Annotated in this window: 15 protein-coding genes; 3 read left to right on the top strand and 12 right to left on the bottom strand. The window is 72.5% G+C overall.

The window, feature by feature from the left end; all coding sequences use genetic code 11:
- Window positions 1-12: 12 nt before the first annotated feature.
- The 8 genes from AB0F58_RS15125 to AB0F58_RS15090 all read right to left on the bottom strand — a co-directional run bounded on the left by AB0F58_RS15125 (window position 13) and on the right by AB0F58_RS15090 (window position 12,684).
- The gene (locus AB0F58_RS15125) at window positions 13-1,242 is read right to left on the bottom strand and encodes an AI-2E family transporter (protein ID WP_357142677.1); all 1,230 of its coding nucleotides are present in this window, start codon (window positions 1,240-1,242) and stop codon (window positions 13-15) included.
- Window positions 1,243-1,326: 84 nt separating this feature from the next.
- Entirely contained in the window at window positions 1,327-4,620 is a 3,294-nt protein-coding gene (locus AB0F58_RS15120) for a discoidin domain-containing protein (RefSeq protein ID WP_357142676.1), read from the bottom strand.
- A 35-nt stretch (window positions 4,621-4,655) separates the two neighbouring features.
- Complete coding sequence (locus AB0F58_RS15115) at window positions 4,656-6,116, bottom strand: glycoside hydrolase family 43 protein (RefSeq protein ID WP_357142675.1); 1,461 nt, start codon at window positions 6,114-6,116, stop codon at window positions 4,656-4,658.
- A 68-nt stretch (window positions 6,117-6,184) separates the two neighbouring features.
- The gene (locus AB0F58_RS15110) at window positions 6,185-7,489 is read right to left on the bottom strand and encodes a cellulose-binding protein (RefSeq protein WP_357142674.1); all 1,305 of its coding nucleotides are present in this window, start codon (window positions 7,487-7,489) and stop codon (window positions 6,185-6,187) included.
- 81 nt (window positions 7,490-7,570) lie between these two features.
- A complete protein-coding gene (locus AB0F58_RS15105; RefSeq protein ID WP_357142673.1) occupies window positions 7,571-8,380 on the bottom strand; it encodes a carbohydrate ABC transporter permease in 810 nt (269 codons plus the stop codon).
- A gap of 13 nt (window positions 8,381-8,393) precedes the next feature.
- Window positions 8,394-9,359: a sugar ABC transporter permease gene (locus tag AB0F58_RS15100; protein WP_357142672.1), complete on the bottom strand. Its 966-nt coding sequence runs from the start codon at window positions 9,357-9,359 to the stop codon at window positions 8,394-8,396.
- A gap of 74 nt (window positions 9,360-9,433) precedes the next feature.
- Window positions 9,434-10,717 carry a sugar ABC transporter substrate-binding protein gene (locus AB0F58_RS15095; RefSeq protein WP_357142671.1) on the bottom strand — a complete coding sequence of 428 codons (1,284 nt, stop codon included), beginning with the start codon at window positions 10,715-10,717 and terminating at the stop codon, window positions 9,434-9,436.
- A 59-nt stretch (window positions 10,718-10,776) separates the two neighbouring features.
- Window positions 10,777-12,684, bottom strand: a complete 1,908-nt coding sequence (locus AB0F58_RS15090; RefSeq protein ID WP_357142670.1) for a beta-L-arabinofuranosidase domain-containing protein — start codon at window positions 12,682-12,684, stop codon at window positions 10,777-10,779.
- A gap of 182 nt (window positions 12,685-12,866) precedes the next feature.
- Here AB0F58_RS15090 and AB0F58_RS15085 point away from each other — a divergent pair, with 182 nt between their 5' ends.
- Window positions 12,867-13,895: a LacI family DNA-binding transcriptional regulator gene (locus AB0F58_RS15085; protein WP_357142669.1), complete on the top strand. Its 1,029-nt coding sequence runs from the start codon at window positions 12,867-12,869 to the stop codon at window positions 13,893-13,895.
- 71 nt (window positions 13,896-13,966) lie between these two features.
- On the top strand, window positions 13,967-15,112 hold the full coding sequence (locus AB0F58_RS15080; protein WP_357142668.1) for a glutathione-independent formaldehyde dehydrogenase: 1,146 nt from the start codon (window positions 13,967-13,969) through the stop codon (window positions 15,110-15,112).
- Between the two features lie 125 nt (window positions 15,113-15,237).
- Here the strand turns inward: AB0F58_RS15080 and AB0F58_RS15075 are convergent, their stop codons facing one another.
- Window positions 15,238-15,879, bottom strand: coding sequence for a DUF2470 domain-containing protein (locus AB0F58_RS15075; protein ID WP_357142740.1), 642 nt, complete (start codon window positions 15,877-15,879; stop codon window positions 15,238-15,240).
- A gap of 87 nt (window positions 15,880-15,966) precedes the next feature.
- Between AB0F58_RS15075 and rpsD the strand changes: the two genes are divergently transcribed.
- Window positions 15,967-16,575 (top strand): 30S ribosomal protein S4, encoded by a 609-nt coding sequence (gene rpsD, locus AB0F58_RS15070; protein WP_357142739.1) that lies wholly within the window; start codon window positions 15,967-15,969, stop codon window positions 16,573-16,575.
- Here rpsD and AB0F58_RS15065 read toward each other — a convergent pair.
- The 3 genes from AB0F58_RS15065 to AB0F58_RS15055 all read right to left on the bottom strand — a co-directional run bounded on the left by AB0F58_RS15065 (window position 16,563) and on the right by AB0F58_RS15055 (window position 19,759).
- Complete coding sequence (locus AB0F58_RS15065) at window positions 16,563-17,429, bottom strand: 5'/3'-nucleotidase SurE (RefSeq protein ID WP_357142667.1); 867 nt, start codon at window positions 17,427-17,429, stop codon at window positions 16,563-16,565. The two genes, rpsD and AB0F58_RS15065, sit on opposite strands and share 13 nt — an antisense overlap.
- Window positions 17,430-17,453: 24 nt before the next feature.
- Complete coding sequence (locus AB0F58_RS15060; RefSeq protein WP_357142666.1) at window positions 17,454-18,368, bottom strand: PfkB family carbohydrate kinase; 915 nt, start codon at window positions 18,366-18,368, stop codon at window positions 17,454-17,456.
- 113 nt (window positions 18,369-18,481) lie between these two features.
- The gene (locus tag AB0F58_RS15055; protein WP_357142665.1) at window positions 18,482-19,759 is read right to left on the bottom strand and encodes an MFS transporter; all 1,278 of its coding nucleotides are present in this window, start codon (window positions 19,757-19,759) and stop codon (window positions 18,482-18,484) included.
- Window positions 19,760-19,805 lie beyond the last annotated feature (46 nt).

Below are 19,805 nucleotides of genomic sequence, written 5' to 3'. Positions count from 1 at the left end.
ACGCCGCCGCCCTCACTCGTCCGGCGAGGTGGGGGCCGGCGGGGTGGTCGCCGGCCGGGTGACCGTTGGCACGCCGTCCGGGTGGCCGTTGTCGAGCTGGTCGCGGGCGTACCGGTAGGCGACCGCCACGATCGCGGCGACCGGCACCGCCAGGAAGGCGCCGGTGATCCCGGCGAGACTGCTGCCGGCGGCCACGGCCAGGATGACCACCGCCGGATGCAGGCTCAGTCCCCGTCCCTGGAGCAGCGGCTGGAGGACGTTGCCCTCCACCTGCTGCACCACCACCACGATGCCGAGGATGATCAGCGCCGTGGTGGGGCCCTGGTCGACCAGCGCGATCAGGACCGCGAACGCGCCGGCCACGAACGCCCCGATGATGGGGATGAAGGCGGCGAAGAAGGTCAGCACCGCCAGCGGCAGGACCAGCGGTACCCCGAAGGCCCACAGGCCGACGCCGATGAAGAAGGCATCGATGAAACCGACCAGGGCCTGCTGCCGGATGAACTCCGACAGCGTCCGCCAGCTCCGCTCCGACAACCGGGTGACGTGCTTCCCGGCACGGGGGCCGGTCTGCGCCGCCAGCCACGGCACCCAGCGGGGACCGTCCTTGAGGAAGAAGAAGCACAGGACCAGGGCCAGCACGGTGTTGACCACGCCGGACCCCACCGACGTGGCCCAGGTCAGCACGTAGCCGGCGATGTTCTGCGCGTTGGACTGCAGGGCGCTGAAGACGTTGTCGATCGTCTCACCGATCTGGTCCTCGCCGAGGTTGAGCGGCGGACCGGTGAGCCACTGGCGTACCTGCTCGAGCCCGGCGGTCGTCTGGTCGGTGAGCTCGCCGATCTGGCCCACCACCGGCGGCACCACGAGGACGCCGAGCGCCGTCAGCAGGGCCAGGAAGGCCAGCAGGACCGTCGCCGCGGCCAGGGCGGGCGGCCACCGGTGCGCGCGCAGGAACCGCACCGTCGGCCAGAGGACCGTGGTGAGCAGCAGGCCGAGCACCACCGGGAAGAGGACGACCCAGAGCCGACCCAGGACGTAGCCGAGGCCGACCAGCGCGGCGGCGATCACGAGCAACTGCGCCGCGACGATCGCCACCCGGCGGATCGCGGTCCGCATCCGGGGCCCCCGCCGGGGCGTCCGCGCCGGTACGGGCACGGGTGGCATCGCCGCAGGCACGTCCGGCCCGCTGGTCGCGGGGTCGGCCACGGACTCGCGCGGGCCGTCCTTCTCCTGGCTCAACTCTGCCTCCACCATGTGTCGCCCTGGGCGAACCCTAGCCGTGGCGGACGGTCACGGTGACGGCGAGGCCCCCGCCGGGGCGGGTCAACCGAAGACCTGCGCCTCCAGGAGGCCGACGGAGGCCGTCCCGCTCTGGAGCAGGAACCGCAGCCGGGTCGTGGTGACCGGGGTGAACCCGACCTCGTTGTACCGGTCGACACCGACCGGGTGGCCACCGGCGGCGGTCACGTCGGCCCAGGCGGTGCCGGTCCAGTGCTGCACCGTCCAGGACGCCGGCAGCCGGACGCCGCCACCGTCGTCGAGGAAGTAGACCCGGGCGGACCGGACCGTCTGCGCGGACGCCCAGGTCAGCTCGGCCCACTGCGGGCCCACTTCGGGCCAGGTCCCCCACCGTGGGTTGCCGGTGTCGTTCGACGACGGCGGGTCCACCCCGTCGTTGATCGCGGCCACGCTCTCCCAGGGTGAGGTGTACGACGCCGCCGACGGGGTCGCCGTCCGGGCCAGGTTCGTCCCCGGGACGCCGCCCCCGCCCCGCTGGTACACCTGCACCTCGGTCAGCCCGGTGCGGAAACCGGCGGCGTGGGTCAGCTGCACCCGTAGCCGCGACGTGGCCACCGGGGTGAAGCGGACCCGGTTGTAGTTGGACCGGACGGTGCCGGGGGTGCGCACCTGGCCCGGCGCGGTCACCCAGGTGCCGCCGTCGAGGTACTGCACGGTGTACGAGCCGGGCGGACGGTAGCGGTTGGTGGCCCGGTCGTTGCGGAAGTAGAGCCACACGTCGTCCACGGTGCGGGTCTGCCCGAGGTTCACCTCGTACCAGTCGGTGGCGTTCGGTGAGCCGTGACTGCCCCAGATCGGCTCGTTGATCGGGAAGCCGTCCACCGCCGCCTGCGTCGAGGTGCCCGACGCGGTGTACGACGCCGAGGTGGCCGCGCCCCGCGCCAGGTTGGGCAGGGTGGCGGTCAGGTCGGCGCCCGCCTTGGCGAAGATGTCCACCATCCGGTCGGCGGTGTGGGTCACCGCCTGGGGCGCCCGCAGCCCGGGGACCGTCGTGCGGTGGGTGACGGTGCCGCCCTCGGGCAGCTCGACCGTGCCGGTGGCCGGGTCGTAGACCACCCGGGTCAGCCGGTCGACGGTGACCGCCCGGACGCCGTCCAGGTAGATCGAGTAGCCCTGCGGCACGCCCGGGTAGCGGGTGACGCCGTCGGCCGGGTCGTCCCAGACGATGCTCAGGTCCATGTTCCGGTAGCGCAGGTTGTTCACCGCGACGTGCGACCAGCCGATGTCGATGGGGTCGAGTTCCACCCGCGCGTCGGTGCGCGGGCGCAGTCCGGCCACGTCCTCGATCACCGTCCAGTTGCTGCTGCCGAGGATGTTGTGGTGGATCCAGGACCGGTAGGCGATGGTCCTCGTGGTCGGGTTCCAGTCGGCCCAGAACTCGTTGGCGTCCGGCCACTGGGTGTTCCCGCCGACGTACTGCGCCCAGGCGTTCCAGTGGAGCAGCTTCCGGTAGTGCTCGGCGGTCATCCACTGGTTGGGGTAGTTGCGCAGCACCGAGGAGTAGAGCCGGAACTGCACGGTGGAGTTGATGGTGGAGAAGTTGTTGCTGCCCGGCTTGCCGGCCGCCGCGGCGGCGGCCTTGTCCCGCTGGTTGGCGGTGAAGAACGGGAAGATCGGGTACTCGGCCGGGTCGTCGAAGAGCCGCAGCGCCTGCCGGTACTGCTCGGTGTTCGGCATCAGCCCCACCGCGTACGGGTAGTAGTTGTTGATCTCCTTCCAGGGCACGTGGGTGTCGGTCGCGACGTGCTTGTGTTCCAGCAGCTGCCGGGACGGGTTCCACAGGGTGGTGAGCACGCCGGAGCGGATCCGCTCGGCCAGCGCCTGCATCTCGGCCGCCTTGGCGGTGTTGCCGACCACCGCGTACGCCTGCTGCGCGGCGACCGCTCCGCTGTAGACGTACGCCGTCTCGGCCCGGTCGAGGTTGCCGTCGCGCCAGTGGAAGGAGACCGCGTCGGCGTCGTTGCCGGTCATCGCGCCCCAGTCGTACTCGATGACGCCGTTGCCGTTGGTGTCGTAGGTGGCGAGCTGCCCCTTGACGTCGCCCTCGGCGTAGCGGGCCAGGTGACCGGCGATCACCGGCTGCCCGCCGTGGATCTGGTAGCTGCGCCAGGCCGCCTCGGCGATGTACTGGGTGTAGGAGTTCGACCAGTTCTCCGGGTCACCGGGGTTGTCCATGAACCGGCCGCCCTTGGAGGTCTGCCCCACCGACAGCCACGGCCCGTACGAGTAGACCGGGTTGCGCAGGTACTTCAGGTCGTCGATGTGCATGGGTTGGGTCAGCGCGATGGCGTTGTTGTAGCCGGTGACGCCCTCGATGGAGACCGGGAACTGGAAGTCCTGCCCCGGGATGTCCACGTCGAGGTAGTTGTAGCGCATCAGCCACCAGCGGTAGTAGACGTTCTTCTTGATCGCCGGGTCGGGCACGTCGACGTACGGGACGTTCTCCGCCCACCAGCGGTTGTAGTCGCGCACGTGGGTGGCGAAGGCGGTCGCCGGGGTGCGGTCGCGGTAGGCCTGGTACTCGGTCAGCGACTCGGGGATCTCGGTGGTGACGAAGCCCATCACCACCTTGGTGCTGACGCTCTGCCCGGGGTCGAGGGTCACCGACCGGTTGAGCCCGCCGCCGCTGGCCGTGAAGCCGTCGCCGGCCAGCCGGGGATAGATCGTGGTGAGGTTGTTCTTCACCTGCCGGCTGCCGGTCAGCTCGCCCCCGGTGCCGCTGGTCGCGTACGGCGAGGTGACCCGGAGCTGGAGGGTGGTGGCCGTGCCGCCGGTGTTGGTGACGGCCAGGTTGGTGACCGCCACGTTCTGGTGGGTGATGAACTTGGTCAGGTCGACCCGGACCGCACCGCTGGTGTAGACGCCCTTCCAGTGGCTCGGGGACTGCCACCGGCTGCCGACCTGCTCGGTGAAGGTGCCCGGGGTGACCGCCACGGCGTAGGCGTTCTGGCTGCTGATGTTGTCCCAGTAGGCGGCGTTGCCGCCGAAGCCGATCACGGCCGGGTTGTGGGTGTTCATGTACAGGCCCCGGCCGCGCGTCATCAGCCAGGTGCCGGCCGGGTCGTTGCCGGGGCGGGCGAGCAGCCGGTCCATCCAGAAGTCGGTGCCGTTGCTCTCGGCGTCGTAGATGGCCTTCATCATGTTGCCGGTGGTGTAGCCGACCGGCGGCGCGGGCACCGACGGGCCGGAGAAGGTGGGATAGCCGATGGTCTGGGCCGCCCGGACGGGGGCGACGGGCACGGTCAGCGCGCCGGCGGTGAGCACGGCGGCCAGCGCCAGTGCGGTCGGCGCCCGACCTCGGGCGTGGGTACGGGACACGGGGACACCTCCAGGGACGGGGTGGAGGGGGACGGTCAGGGCTGGTAGGCGAGCCACTCCAGCAGGCCGGTGGAGAGACCGGGCCGGGCGGTGACGGCCAGCCGCAGCCGGGTGGTGCTGACGGTGCCGAAGGTGGTGACGGTGTAGGTGTCGCCGGCGACCGGGCAGGACGACTGGCCGGGCACCGGCAGGTAGGCGCTGCCGGTCCAGTACTGCACCTGGCAGGAGGCGGGCAGGTCGATGCCCTGGCCGTCGTCGAACCAGTAGGTCGCGACCCGGTTGACCTGACGGGCCGACGGCCAGGTGTACTCGACCCACTGGGTGCCCTGCTGCGGCCAGTTGCCGTAGGCCAGGTTGCTCCGGTCGGCGGAGTTGGCCGGCACGCCGCCGTTGTGCAGCGCGGCGACGCTCTCCCAGGGTGAGACGTACGAGGTGGTGGCGGTGGCCGAGGGGGCGAGGTTGGTGCCGGCCGGTGGTCCCCCGCCGCCGGGGTTGGGCGGCGGACCGGTGGTGGTCGGCACGACCTTGCGTATGGTGCCGTCGGCGTTGAAGTGGAGCAGGTCCACCGCGACCGAGCGACGGAAGTTGCCGCCGCCGGGGGCGTCGGCGGTGTGGTAGACGACGTACCACTGGCCGTTGAACTGGACCACCCCGGCGTGGTTGGTGGTCGAGGAGACCCGGTCGAGCACCACGCCCCGATGGGTCCACGGGCCGAGCGGGCTGGTCGCGGTGGCGTACCGCTGGCAGGCGTAGGCCGAGTCGGTGACGCAGCCGCCGGTGTCGTTGGCGGCGTACATCAGGTAGTAGAGGCCGTTGCGTTTGAACATCCAGGGGGCCTCCCAGAAGTTCGTCAGCCCCTGCGGGGTGACCACCGGCCCGTCCAACTCGATCATGTTGGGCTTGAGTTTCGCCGCCCGGACTCCCCAGTAGCCGCCCCAGTAGATGTAGGCCTGGCCGTCGTCGTCGGTGAAGACGGTCGGGTCGATGTTGAGGCCGGAGGAGTTCGGGGTGCTGTCGCTGATCAGCGGGCCGCCCTTGGCGTCGGTGAACGGACCGAGCGGGCTGTCGCCGACCGCCACCCCGATGTCCATCCAGCCGGGGCCGCGCCCGTTGACCGAGGTGTACCAGTAGTAGCGGCCGTTGCGGGGCTCCACCTCGCTGGCCCAGGCGTCCGCGCCGGCCCAGTCGAAGGTGCCGACGCCGGCGCGCGCCCCGTGGTCGGTCCAGGTCGCCGCGTCGGTGGAGGAGAGCACCCGCCACTCCCGCATGACGAAGGTGTCGGTGCCGGTCGGGGCCTCGTCGCGGCCGGCGTAGACGTACATGGTGTTCCCGACCACCAGCGGGGCGGGGTCGGCGGTGTAGACGTGGGTGACGATCGGGTTGGCGGCGTGCGCGGGCGCGGCGGGCGCCACCGCGCCGAACGCGACGAGCGTGCCGGCGGCGGTGGCCGCGCCGGCCCACCGGACGGCACGCCGGGACTCAGGTGGACGGAACATGCGCGTCACCTCTCTCGACAGGGATACGGCGTCGGCCCGCCGGGCGGGGTGCCCGGCGGGCCGACGGATCAGTGGCCGTAGCGGCTCTTCAGGTGCCGCCACCAGTCGCGGAACATCCAGGCGTCGAAATCGGTGATGGCACCGGCGGAGCCGGCCTTCATCAGGAACCCGCCGACCCCGCTCGGCGACCAGTCGTAGAAGTCGTCGAGGCCGAAGGTGTGGCCGATCTCGTGCAGCAGGATGGTCATGTTCTCGGCGTTGATGTTGTTGACGAAGTACTCGCTGCCCATCCGCTGCCCCCAGTCACCGCCCGCGCCGCCGCCCATCCCGGCGGTCAGCCAGAGCGACTGGTCGTAGTGGCGGGCCGCGCCGCCGGGGCAGTTCGGGTACTGACCGTTCTGGTTGAAGAACCGCCCGCACCCCTCGGCGCACTGCGGGGCGTTCTCCCGGATGTCGCCCACGTAGATGTCGACGGAGGTGTCCGACCACTGCAACTGGGCCCGGTCACGCACCGCCCAGCCGACCACCTTGATCGGCACGCTGGTGTACGGCCAGTTGTTGTGGCCGACCATGACGTCCATCCACTTCTTGTACTGGCGGGCCAGACTGGCGTGGATCTGGTCGCGCAACGCGGCGGAGACGCTGGCCGGGGAGTCCCAGCGAACGCAGAAGTTCAGGCTGCCCCGGTTGGCGAAGACCTGGTCCCAGCCGTAGTTGCGGAAGCCGTACAGGTTGGGATAGGTCGCCTCCTGGTGGGCCCAGACCTCGCCCAGCGGGGTGACCAGGTTGCCCGGCGGGTTCCAGCCGGTCGGCGGGTTGCCGGGGTTGCCGGGCGGGTTGGCGTGCGCCTTGACCTCCAGCAGCCCGACCGAGCCGGCACCGCTGTCGAGCACCACCCGCAGTCGGGCGGTGCTGACCGCGGTGAAGGTCACCAGGTTGTAGCGGTTCGCCGCGACCGGATAGCCGGAGGCACCGGTCACGTCCTGGTAGGAGCTGCCGTTCCAGGACTGCACCCGCCAGGCGGCGGGCAGCCGGACGCCACCGTCGTCGTCGAAGAAGTAGACCTCGACCGCGCGGATCGTCTGGTTCCCGGTCCAGGTGAGCTGCGCCCACTGCTGGCCCTGGTTGGGCCAGGTCCCCCAGCGCGGGTTGGCCGTGTCGTGGGACGACGTCGGGTCGATCCCGTCCCGGATCGCCGCGACACTCTCCCACGGCGAGGTGTACGACGCGCTCGGCGTCGCCGTCCAGGCCAGGTTGTCCCCGGGGTCCGCCTGGGCGGCCCCGCCGGTCGTCCCGACGGCGACGAGGCTGAGGCCGGCTGCCACCAGCCCGACCGCCACCGGGGTGACGAATCGCCTCCACCACTGTCTCATTCTGATCTCCTTAATCGAAGTTTGTCGATCTATTGACCCGGACCCGCCCAGGTCCCGCGGCCCATCGCGGGTGGTCCGGGATCAGCCCTTCACCGCGCCGGAGGCGAACCCCCGGACATAGCTGCGCTGGAGGAACGCGAAGAGGAGCAGACACGGCACGGCCATGACGACCACGCCGGCCTCCAGGGCGGCGTAGTCGATCGAGCCGTGACTCGCCGTCCGCATGTTGACCACCGCCAGGGTGGCGGTGAACCGGTCGGTGGAGTTGAGCAGGATCAGCGGCGCGAAGAACTCGCTCCACGAGGTGAGGAACGCGAACAGCGCCACGGTGACCAGCCCGGGACGCACCGCCGGCAGCAGGACCCGGACCAGCACGCCCACGCTGCCCGCCCCGTCGACCTGGGCGGACTCCTCCAGTTCCCGGGGGACGGCCTCGAACGAGTTGCGCATCATGAAGACCGAGAACGGCAGCTGGAACATGATCAGTACCAGGCTCAGCCCGACCAGCGAGTCCGCCAGGCCGATCCAGCCGAGCAGCACGTAGAGCGCGATCAGGATGGTCGCGTACGGCACCATCAGGATCGCCAGGGTGAGCAGGAAGAGCAGGTCCCGGCCGGGGAACCGGAAGCGCCCGAAGGCGTAGCCGCCCAGCGTCGCGACCAGCAGCGTGCCGCCGACCGTCAACGCGCTGACCGTCGCGCTGTTGACCAGGTGGTACGGGCGGATCCCCTGGTCGGAGGTGAACAACCGGTCGTAGTTCTCCAGACCGAAGCCGGTGCCGGTCCGCAGCGACGCCCAGCCGCTCCACACCAGCGGCGACAGGAAGAGGATCGCCAGCGCCGCGCCCGTGACGGGGAATCCCCACCGCGAGGCCGTCCTGGAACCGGTCATGACCGTGCGCCCCTCACTGGGAACGTCGGCGCAGCACGCCGAGCTGGATGACGTTCACGACGAGGAGGACGGTGAGCAGCACCACCGAGATACCCGCCGCCGACCCGAGGTCGAGCCGGACGAACGCCTCCCGGTAGATCACCATCACCAGCGAGGTGGTGCTGTTGTCCGGCCCACCCCGGGTGAGGATCCAGAACTGGTCGAAGGCCAGCAGCGAGCCGGTCACCATCAGGGTGAGCACCAACGCGATCGACGGCCGCAGCAGCGGCAGCGTGATCCGCCGGAAGGTCTGCCAGCGGGACGCCCCGTCGAGCCGCGCCGCCTCGTAGACCTCCAGCGGGATGGCCTGCAAGCCGGTCAGCAGGATCAGCATGTTGAACCCCGCGAACCGCCACAGCACCAGCAGCACCGTCGAGCCGAGCGCCGAGCCGGCGCTGCCGCTGGTCAGCGAGACGTGCCCGTCGACCGCCCCGAGCCACCGGAGCAGGTCGGTGACCGGGCCGATCTCGTCGCTGAGCAGGCCCAGGAAGAGCAGGGAGGCGCTGGCGAAGCCGACCGCCATCGGCAGGACCACCGCGGTGCGGAGGAAACCCACCCCGCGTCGGCGCTGTTGCAGCAACAGGGCCAGACCGAGCGCGACCGCGAAGAGCAGCACCGTCATGATCAGCGTGTAGCGCAGGGTGAACCAGGCCGCCGACCGGATCAGCTCGTCGTCGGCGATGCCGGTGTAGTTGTCCGGGACGTTGCGGGTGGGCCTGCCGAGCAGCGGCCACCGGTGCACCGACATCCAGCCGACCAGGACCAGCGGGACGAGGAAGAACAGCCCGACCATGAGCGCCGTCGGCGTGGCGTAGGCGAGGCCGGTCAGGGCCTGCCGCCGGGAACGCGACCACGCCCGACGTGCCCGGCCCCGGGGTCGGGACGCGACGGCTCCGGGCCGCTCGGCGTCGGTCGACGGTGGCAGCACCGTGGTGGGCATCTGTTCCTCCGGTCCACAGAGGGCGGACCCGCGACGCCGGACGCGCACGCCGACAGCCGGGACCACGTGACGGGTCAGCCCTGCTGGAGTGACCTGGTGATGGCCGTGTTGCCCTCGGCGAGCGCGCGGGGGGCGTCGCCGAACAACGCCCCGCGGACGGTCCGGAGCCAGGGGCTCTGCGGGTCGTTGAACGAGGCGTTGAAGTTCTCCGCGTACGGTGTGCGTCCCTGCGCCACCAGGCCGTTGATCAGCGTGAGCCGCGGGTCGGCCGCGGAGTACCGGTTCGCCGCCAGGTCGGTGCGGGTGGGCACGCCCTTGTTCTTCGCGACCACCTCGACCTGCGCCTCGTCGGACATCGTCCAGGCCAGGAAGTCCCAGGCCTGGGCGGCCCGGTCACTGGTGGCGCCGATGCCGATCGCGTCGCCGCCGACGAAGGTGGACCCGCCGCCGGTCAGGCCGGGGATCGGCGCGACCCCCATCGACACCCCCTTGGACTCGATCATGCCCAGCCACACCGAGGGACCGGGGGCGATGCCGACCCGGCCCGCCTGGAGCGCGCCGAGCCAGGTCGGGCCGGCCTCGTCCCGGGACGCCGGTGCGGCGACGCCCTCCTCGTAGAGGGAGCGGTAGAGCGCGAACACCCCGGCCATCTCCGGGGAGTCGATCCGGGCCGTACGCCCCTCGGCGTCCAGGACCTCGCCGCCCGCCGCCCAGACCGACGGCCAGAAGGTGAACTCCACGCAGCCGCCGCAGTTGCCGCCGAAGTAGGTGCCGTGCACGTCGCCACCCAGCCGGTCGATGGCCCGCGCGTGGTCGGCGAATTCCCGCAGCGAGGTCGGCGGCCGCTCCGGATCGAGCCCGGCCCTGCGGTAGAGATCCTTGTTGTAGAGCATCACCGACATGTCGATGGTGTGCGGAACCGCGTAGTTGCGGTCCTTCCAGGTGCCGGCGCGCACGTGCGCCGGGGCCACCCGGTCCCGCACGTCGAGCCCCGCGAACCGGTCGGTGAGGTCGGTCCAGAGCCCCTGGGCGGCGTACTGCGCGGCGAGCACCACGTCGGCGGCGAACAGGTCGGGCAGGGCCCGGGCACCCGCCGCCGAGGCCAGTTTCGCCGGGTACTCCTCGTTGGGGTACGCGGTGACCCGCACCTGGTTGCGGTGCGTGGCGTTGTACGCGTCGGCGTACGCCCGGGAGACCGACTCGGTGGCCGCCCTGGTCCAGAGGGTCAGCGTGGCACCGTCGTCGACCCCGGACGGGCCGGTGGCCGAGGGCGGGTCGTCCCCGCCGCAGCCCGCCACGGCCATCGCCAGGACCGCCGCCGTCAGCACGGCGACAACTCGAAGACCTCGCGGTCCCATCGGTTTCTCCTTCCGCCGGAAGCGGGGTGGACGAACACGTCCGAGGGGGCGGTGCCGGCTCAGGTCACCGGCAGCCAGACCCGCATGGTCGCCGGGCCGCGCCGGGCCCAGCGGTGGTACGGCAGCAGTCGCAGGTCGGTGCGGGGCGACTCGCGGGCGGGCCGGGGCGTCGGCCCGTACGGCCAGGCCCCCTCCGCCACCGCGGTGAACCGGGCCCGGACCCGCACCCCGCCGTCGGCGTCGACCGGTGGGTGCTCCGGATCGACCCGCAGGGTGTCGAGGTCCTCGTCGGCGAGTGCCTCGGCGCAGTACACCACCGGCCCGCGCTCCACGGCGAGACAGCCGCGCACCGCGTCGATGCGGGGGTCGGGGTGGGTGAACCGGGGACGCAGCGGCAGTTCCAGCCGGACCTCGTCGCCGGCGGCGAAGGCGTGCCGCACGGTGACCGGGCCGGGTGCCGCCGGTCGGCGGCCGGTCGGGGTGACCAGCACCGCGTCGGTCGCCCACTCCGGCACCCGCAGGGTGAGCGGGAAGCCGCCGCCGTCGGTGGCGGTCACCCGCACGGTCACCACCCCGTCGTCGGGGTAGCCGGTCCGCATCCGCAGGGCCACCCGCCGGCCGTCGGGCAGCCGGGTGTCGACGTCCGCGTCGGTGTACTGGTGGATCCGCAGCCCCTCGTCGTCGGCGGTGACCAGGTAGGTGGAGAGGCTGGCGAGCAGCCGGGCGACGTTGGGCAGGCAGCAGGAGACCTCGAACCACGGGGCACGCGGCCCGCCGCCGAAGCCGAGCTGCTGCTCGTCGGTCGGCACGTCCACGGTCCGGGTGCGCTGGTGCAGGGTGTTGGCGTAGAAGAAGGCCCGCCCGTCGTCGCTGACCGCGGTGGCGACGACGTTGTAGAGGATGCGTTCGATCACGTCGGCGTACCGGCTGGCGCCGGTGGCCAGCAACAGCCGCCAGGCCAGCATGATCGCGGCGACGCCGGCACAGGTCTCGGAGTAGGACCGGTCGGGTGGGAGCACGAAGTCGTCGCCGAACGCCTCGTCCGTGTGGCGTGAGCCCATCCCGCCGGTGAGGTAGGTGCGCCGGGCCAGGGTCCGGTCGAACTGGGCGGCCACCGCCGCGAGCAGTTCGCCGTCGCCGGTCTCGACCGCGACGTCCACCGCGCCGCAGGCCAGGTAGAGGGCGCGGACCGCGTGCCCGCGCAGCACGGTGGCCCGCCGTACCGGGACGTCGTCGCTGTAGTACGACCAGCCGAAGTGGTGCTGGGGCAGGCTCTGGTGTCCACGCCGCCGCACGAACAGGCCGGCCTGGTCGAGGTAGCGCTGCTCGCCGGTGAGCCGGGCCAGCTCGACCAGGGCCGGCTCGATGTTCGGATGGCCGCAGACGCCCCACGTCCCGTCCGGGCCGAAGGTGTCGCAGACGTGGTCGGCGGCGCGGCGGGCGACCTCCAGCAGCGGCCCGGCCGGCCCGGTCCGCGTCCGCGCGACGGCGGCCTGGAGCAGGTGGCCGGTGCAGTACAGCTCGTGCCCGGAGGCGAGGTCGCTGTACCGGGGACGTTGGCCCGGGCCGCCGAAGGCGGTGCCGAGGTAGCCGTCCGGTGCCTGGGCCGTGGCGATCAGCTCGGTCAGCTCGGTGACCTCCCGGTCCCGGTCGGTCGAGGCGGTCCGGCCCACCTCCCAGGACATCGCCTCGACGAGCTTGTAGACCTCCGAGTCGGAGAACTCCCGCCCCCGCCGGTCGACCTCGCCGGCACCGGCCCGGACGGCGGTGAAGTTGCCGGTCCAGCCGAGCTTGTCCATCCAGGACCGCCCGTGGTCGAGGGTCGCGGCACCGTTGAGCCGCTGCCGGACGGCCCAGAAGCCGTCCACGACCCGCACCTCACCGAGGCCGAGGGGCCGGAGCACACCGTGCGACGGCACCACGGGCCGGCCGCCGCTGGGATCGGTGCCGGGCGCAACCTTCGTCATTGTCCCTCCGGCAGCTCGTGGGTGACCGGAGTCACCCGGTGCGATGAGGCTACGATGGACTACGAAAAGCTTTTCGGCAAGTATCGAAGTCTACCCATGAATAAAAAGACTGCTGGCGTTTCCTCGGGCCGGGCTCTACTCTCCTCTGACCGGGCTGGTCGAAAGCAGTCGAAAGGATTTCGGTGGGCAGACAGCGATCCCGATCGGTGACCCTCAGCGACGTGGCCCGGCTGGCCGGCGTCTCGGTCGCCACCGCCTCCAAGGCCCTCAACGCCCGGGACGAGGTCGCCCCGGCCACCCGGCAACGGGTGCTCCAGGCCGCCGACGAGCTGTCGTTCCAGCCGAACGTGCTGGCCCGCGGTCTGATCTCGGGCCGCACCCGCACCATCGGCCTGCTCACCGACGAACTCGGCGGTCGGTTCTCCATCCCGATCCTGCTCGGTGCGGAGAACGCCCTCGGCAACGAGCAGATGTCGGTACTGCTCTGCGACGCCCGGGGGGACGCGATCCGACGTCGGCACTACATCCGGGCGTTGCTGGCCCGGCAGGTCGACGGGTTCATCATCCTCGGCGACAGCAACGACGTCCGCCCGTCCCTCACCCGGGACATCCCGGTCCCGGTGGTCTACGTGTACGGCGAGTCGAGCGACCCCGACGACCTGTCGGTGCTCGCCGACGACGAGGGCGGCGCCCGGCTCGCCGCCGAACACCTGGTCGGGCTGCGCCGCCGCCGGATCGCGCACATCACCGGCCCGGAGAGCTACCGGGCCGCCCGGGACCGGTTCACCGGGCTGTGCGCGGTGCTGGCCGAGCACGACCTCCCGCTGGGCGGCGGGCGGCCGTACTACGGCGAGTGGACCCAGCGCTGGGGGCGGCACGCCGCCCGGACGCTGCTCGCCACCCATCCCGAGGTGGACGCGATCTTCTGCGGCAGCGACCAGATCGCCGCCGGGGTCACCCACTCCGTCCTCGCTCTCGGCCGGTCCGTCCCGGACGACGTCGCGATCGTCGGCTACGACAACTGGGAGGTGTTCGCCGCCGACTGCCACCCCCCGCTGACCACCGTCGACCTCAACCTCGAACAGCTCGGCGCCACGGCGGTGACGCACCTGTTCGCCGCCCTCGACGGGCACCTGGCCCCGGGGGTGATCCGGCAACCGGGCCGGCTGGTGGTCCGCGAGTCCACCGGTCCGCTCCCGGTCCGGGGCTGACCACCGGCGGGACGTTTGCGGCGGCCGACGACGGGAAGGCCCGGCAGAGCCGTCGGAGGGAGATGACGTCGATGAGGGCCGTGGTCTACCGGGGTCCCCGCACCGTCCGGGTCGAGGAGGTGCCCGACCCGCGGATCGAGGCACCCACCGACGCGATCGTCCGGATCACCACCACCAACATCTGCGGTTCGGACCTGCACATGTACGAGGGCCGCACGGCCGTGGCCGAGGGCACGGTCCTCGGCCACGAGAACATGGGCGTGGTGCAGGAGGTCGGCCCCGCGGTCGACCGGATCCGGGTCGGCGACCGGGTCTCCGTGCCGTTCAACATCGCCTGCGGCACCTGCCGCAACTGCCTGCACGGCTGGACCAGCTTCTGCCTGCGCACCAACCCGATCGAGGGGATCGACGGCGCGGCCTACGGCTACGCGAACATGGGCCCGTACCACGGGGGTCAGGCCGACTACCTGCGGGTGCCGTACGCCGACGTCAACCTGCTGCACCTGCCACCCGGCACGGACCACGAGAACGACTTCACCATGCTGTCGGACATCTTCCCGACCGGCTGGCACGGCACCGTACTCGCCGGGCAGCGTCCGGGTGACACGGTGGCCGTCTTCGGTGCCGGTCCGGTCGGCCTGATGGCCGCCCACAGCGCGCTGATCCAGGGAGCCGCCCGGGTGTTCGTGGTGGACAAGGAACCCGACCGGCTCGCCCTGGCCGAGAAGATCGGCGGTGTCCCGGTGAACTTCGCCGAGGGCGACCCGGTGGAGCAGATCATGGACGCCACCGACGGGGCCGGCGCGGACTGCGGGGTCGAGGCCGTCGGCTACCAGGCCCACGACCCCTCCGGCGAGGAGCACCCGGAACTGGTGCTGGACAACCTGGTCGACTGCGTCCGCTCCACCGGGGGCATCGGCGTGGTCGGGGTGTACGTGCCGCAGGATCCGCGCAGCCCCGACCGGCGCGCCCGGGAGGGACGCATCGGCTGGCAGTACGGCACGTTCTTCAGCAAGGGGCAGCACATGGGCACCGGCCAGTGCCCGGTCATGCGGTACAACCGCCAGCTCCGCGACCTGATCATCAACGGTCGGGCGAACCCGTCCTTCCTCGTCTCGCACGAACTGCCGCTGGACGGGGCCGCCGACGGATACGAGCGGTTCGACCGGCGGGAGACGGGATGGACCAAGGTGCTGCTGCACCCCGACGGTTCCTGAGCCACCGGACGATCCGGCGGCCGGAAGCACGCCGCCACTGACCGGCCTCGGCCGCCCCGGGCCCGGCACCGGCCGGACCGAGCGCGTCGGTGCGGCTCGGACCACCTACCGGACAGCTTCCCTGGTCACCGGGGCCGGCAACGGGCCAGCAGCCGGGCGATCTCCGCCGGTACCTGGTCCGGGCCGCGCAGCGACCTGCTGAACGGCAACCGGACGTCCCGGTGGCCGGTCGCGGACTCCAGCCGGAGGACCAGCCCGCAGCGGTCCAGCCGGAGCGGGTGGACGCGTCGGGCCTCCCGCCGCAGCGGTGCCGGGACCAGCCGGGCCAGCGTCCACACCGTCTGCTGCTGCTGGTCGTCCAGGTGCCGCAACAGGTCCGCCTCGTCGGCGGCGAGCGGGTCGGGTCGTGCGGCGGCGAGGTCGTCCGGGTCGACCGGGGCGTCGCCGTCCGCGTCGACCAGTTCGGCGGTGACCAGGTCGAGGCGGGCGACCACGTCGGCGCCGCCCGGGTCCACCACGGTCAGCCAGCCGGCCAGCGTCGCCCGGGACCGGACCCGGTCGCGCATCGGGACCGGGGCGAGACCGGTGACCTCGACCTGCGCGGCGACCTCGCCGGCGACGAGGAGATGCCGGGCGATCCGGCTGTCGACGGGCAGCGCCAGGCGGAGCCGGCCGTCCGGGTCGACGGTGTGCCGACCGGCGAGGTCGGCGCGGTGGTCGGGGGTACGCAGGGTCAGCGACTCCGTACCGGCCAGCAGGGTACGCATCCGTTCGGCGGCCGTGCCGGCCGCCACCGTCTTGCCCGCCACGACGCCTCCAGTTTAGGTTAGCCTTACCTTACCTGAGAGGTGATGATGAACCAGTCCCGTCCCAAGATCAAGCGGTCCCGGCGTCTCGGCATCCCCCTGACCCCCAAGTGCGTCCGGTACTTCGAGCGCCGCCCGTTCCCTCCCGGCGACCACGGCCGGGCCCGGAGCAAGGACTCCGACTACAAGGTCCGGCTCGTGGAGAAGCAGCGCCTCAAGGCACAGTATGACGTCGCCGAGGGCCAACTGCGCCGGGCGTTCGACCGGGCCCTGCGCCGACCGGGCAAGACCGGTGAGGAACTGGTCATCGACCTGGAGACCCGGCTCGACGCGCTCGTCCTGCGCGCCGGCTTCGCCCGCACGATCTACCAGGCCCGGCAGGCCGTCACCCACCGGCACGTCACCGTCAACGGCCGGCGGGTGGACCGGCCGTCGGCCCGGCTGCGCCCCGGCGACCGGATCGCCATCGCGGAGCGCAGCCGCACCAAGACGCCGTTCGTGGTCGCCGCCGCCGGAGCGCACGCCCCGCAGCGGCCCGCTCCGTACCTCGACGTCGAGCTGTCCGGCCTGACCGCCCGGCTGACCCGGCTGCCCGCCCGCGGCGAGGTGCCGGTGATCTGCGACGAGCAACTCGTGGTGGAGCACTACTCCCGCTGACCGTCCGTCCCTCCTGGCCGGCCCGCCCCGCCCGGCGCGGGCCGCCAGCCGGTCGGCACCGTCACCCCGCCCACGTGCGCCAAAGGTCGGACGGCGGTGACGGCGGCGTACCCCTCGGCCAGCCAGGCGAGGTCGGAGCCGGGAACGGGTTGGGAACCGCTCTCCTCGATGGCCGTCCGGACGTGGTCCCGGCCGCGCTCGGCGATTGTCATCTGCACCTGCCCGAACGGGGCGAGGGTGGCCTGCCGCAGCCCGGCGACCCCGGCCACCGGCGCGTCCGGCACGTTCAGGTTGAGCACCGTGCCCGGATCGGCGCCGACCAGCCAGGGCAGCAGCCACCCGGCCAGCTCCGCCGCCGTGGCCCAGTTACGGATCTCGTCGTCGACGGTGTCCAGCACGGCGATCGCGGCACCGCCGGTGCCGACGCTCGCCGCCACCGGGGAGAGCACGTCGAGGGAGACCGCCATGGCCCGGGCACCGTGGTTGGCGGCGGTGAGCGCCGCGCCGACCGTACCGGAGTGCAGGACCGCGTGACCGGCGTTGGCACCCCGGTTGATCCCGGACAGCACCACGTCCGGCGGCGGGCCGAACGCGCCCAGCCCGGCCAGCACGGCGATGTAGGCCGGCGAGGCGGCGACGGCGTACGCCGGGACATCGGCCAACCCGGCCAGTTCGGTCCCGGTGAGGACCACCCGCCCCTCGTCCGTCACCGCCGACAGGGCGGCGCTCATCCCGCTCGCCTCCTCGCTCGGGGCCGCCACCACCACGTCCAGTCCCCGTTCGTGCGCCGCGCGGGCGAGCCAGCGCAGCCCCGGCGCCCGGATCCCGTCGTCGTTGGTTACCAGCACCCGCACCCGCCGGTCCGCCACGGCCGCCCCCTACCTGTCGTCGAGCGGCTCGAGTCGGACCCGGCCGACGAGTTCCCGGACCGCCTCGGCCCGGCCGGTGCCGAGCCCGTGCCGGGTGACGTTGAGCGCCCCGGCGGCGGCGCCGGTGCGCACCGCCTCCTCGAGGTCCCCGCCCCGGGCGAGCACGGCGGCGACCCCGGCGGTCATCGAGTCACCGGCGCCCCGGTGGTCGGCCAGTTGCAGTTGGGGGACGTGCACCTCCACCGCCCCGTGACCGTCGAGCAGTGCCAGACCGGGCTCGCCGGCCCGGCTGATCAGCACCGACGCCGCGCCCTGCTCCTGCAGGCGACGCCCGGCGGCCAGCAGCGACTCCACGCTGTCGTCCTCGGCCAGACCGTCGTCCAGCAGCTCCTCGTGACTGACCTTGAGCAGGGCCACGCCGCCCTCGACGACGGCGGTCAGGTACGCCCCGGAGAGGTCGGCGACCACCACCGTGTCGTTCGCGGTGAGGTCGGCGGCGAGCCGCCGGTAGATGTCCGGGTCGACCACCGACGGGTCCGCCGGGCCGCTGAGCACGCTCACCGGGGCACGCAGCCCCTCGGTGAGGGTGACGGTGTACAGCTCGTCGATGTCGTGCCGGACCATCGGCGCACCGGGGAACTCGGCGATCTCCGCCCGCGAGCCGTCCCGCCGGTCGTGGACGTACCAGCCGCTGCCGGACTGCCGGAACACCGACCGGACCTGGACGTCCTCCTCGGTGAGCAGCTTGTGCAGCGCGTCACCGACCTCCCCGCCGAGCGCCACGCAGAGGGTGACCGGGACGCCCAGGGACGCGATCATGCGCGCCTGCCAGACGCCCTGACCACCCGGATGCAGGTGCAGCTCGACCGCGTCGGCCTGCTGTTCGATGGTCACGGTCAACAACGGCGCCGGTGCGAACACCATCACACGATCGTCCATGCGGCCCCTACTACCCCGGCCGTGGAGGGCTGACGCGTGTCGGGGCGGATCGTTCCCGGCCCCTCCGACCTGCCGAGACGCCGCCCCGGCGACCGGGCTCACGCCACGACGGTCCCCCGCTCCGGGACCGTCGGCGCCGGGACGTCGTCGGGCCGGATCCGGCCCCCGTACCGCCGCTGGTGCCGCAGGCCGGCGACGACCCCGCCGGCGACCAGCACGACCGAGGCGACCGCCACCGCCGGGTAGCCGACCTGCGCGGCGGCGGCCAGGCCGATCGAGGCGGCGACGAACGAGCAGACCAGGCCGAACGACGACAGGACGGTGAAGTCGGTGCCGCCGCTGCCCGGCCGCGAGTAGTCCATGTTGACCGTGTAGAGCACCACGTTGAGCACGGTGTACGCGGCCATGAAGCAGCCCAGCACGGCGACCGTGCCGCCGAGCGGGGCGTGGCCGTTCAGCAGCGGCAGCATCGCCACGGTGGCGACGGCCAGGGCGACGCCACCGGCGACGAGCACCCCGCTGCGCCCGAAGCGGCCGATCCCGGTCCCGGCCAGCAGCCCGGCCAGGATGGCCGGCACGCTGATCACCACGCCGGTGACCACACCGATCCGTTCCAGCGTCCAGCCCGCGTCGACCAGGGCCGGCGTGACCAGCGCGTACGCCGCCCCGGCCCCCACGTAGACCAGGGGCACCACGACGAAGGTCCACCACCGGCAGCCGGGCTGGCCGAACGCCGACAGCAGCGCCCGGTACGCCTCGCTGGTGCGGGCCACCCGGTCGACGCGGGGCGGCTCCCGGAACCGCCACACCACCACCAGCCCGACCGCGGTCAGCGCGGCCAGCAGCAGGATCGCCGGCACCCAGCCGAACCGGTCGTAGACGACGACGCAGGCCCCGCCACCGAGCAGGTTGCCGAGGTAGCTCGCGGCGACCTGGATGCCGTTGCCGGTGCCCCGGGCCCGCTCGGCGAGCAGCCGGACGGCCACGGCGTCGGCGGCGACGTCCTGGGTGGCCGACAGCAGCACGTAGAGGGCGGCGATGGCGACGACCGGGCCGAGCTGCTCGGCGGGCCGGCTGAACGGCAGCAGCGCCAGCAGGGCCAGCACCAGCCCGAGCTGGAGCACCAGCAGCCAGGACCGGTAGTGGCCCCGGTGGCGGGAACCGTAGCGGTCGAGGATCGGGGCCCAGAGGAACTTGATCGGCCAGATCAGACCGACGATGTTCAGCAGTGCCAGGGTTTCCAGCGAGGTGCCGCCGTCGCGGAGGATGGCGGTGAGGCCGACGGTGATGAAACCGATACCCAGGTACTGAGTGACGTAGAGCGCCGTGAGCGTGCCCAGGCGGCCCGACGCCGATCGGTCCCGTACGTGTTCCACTCGTCCTCCCGGTCCCTGTAGTTAGGCGAGGGTAACCTAACTTGAT

The sequence above is a fragment of the Micromonospora sp. NPDC023956 genome, from assembly GCF_040639195.1.
Classification (GTDB): Bacteria; Actinomycetota; Actinomycetes; order Mycobacteriales; family Micromonosporaceae; genus Micromonospora.
The sequence above is the reverse complement of the archived record's forward strand: the minus strand, read 5'-3'. Positions and strand labels throughout refer to the sequence as shown.

Bases quoted from the DNA above. Each gene is read 5' to 3' on its own strand.
- AB0F58_RS15115 (WP_357142675.1), bottom strand. From the start codon at position 6,116: ATGTTCCGTCCACCTGAGTCCCGGCGTGCCGTCCGGTGGGCCGGCGCG.
- AB0F58_RS15110 (WP_357142674.1), bottom strand. From the start codon at position 7,489: ATGAGACAGTGGTGGAGGCGATTCGTCACCCCGGTGGCGGTCGGGCTG.
- AB0F58_RS15105 (WP_357142673.1), bottom strand. From the start codon at position 8,380: ATGACCGGTTCCAGGACGGCCTCGCGGTGGGGATTCCCCGTCACGGGC.
- AB0F58_RS15100 (WP_357142672.1), bottom strand. From the start codon at position 9,359: ATGCCCACCACGGTGCTGCCACCGTCGACCGACGCCGAGCGGCCCGGA.
- AB0F58_RS15095 (WP_357142671.1), bottom strand. From the start codon at position 10,717: ATGGGACCGCGAGGTCTTCGAGTTGTCGCCGTGCTGACGGCGGCGGTC.
- AB0F58_RS15090 (WP_357142670.1), bottom strand. From the start codon at position 12,684: ATGACGAAGGTTGCGCCCGGCACCGATCCCAGCGGCGGCCGGCCCGTG.
- AB0F58_RS15080 (WP_357142668.1), top strand. From the start codon at position 13,967: ATGAGGGCCGTGGTCTACCGGGGTCCCCGCACCGTCCGGGTCGAGGAG.
- AB0F58_RS15075 (WP_357142740.1), bottom strand. From the start codon at position 15,879: ATGCGTACCCTGCTGGCCGGTACGGAGTCGCTGACCCTGCGTACCCCC.
- rpsD (WP_357142739.1), top strand. From the start codon at position 15,967: ATGAACCAGTCCCGTCCCAAGATCAAGCGGTCCCGGCGTCTCGGCATC.
- AB0F58_RS15060 (WP_357142666.1), bottom strand. From the start codon at position 18,368: ATGGTGTTCGCACCGGCGCCGTTGTTGACCGTGACCATCGAACAGCAG.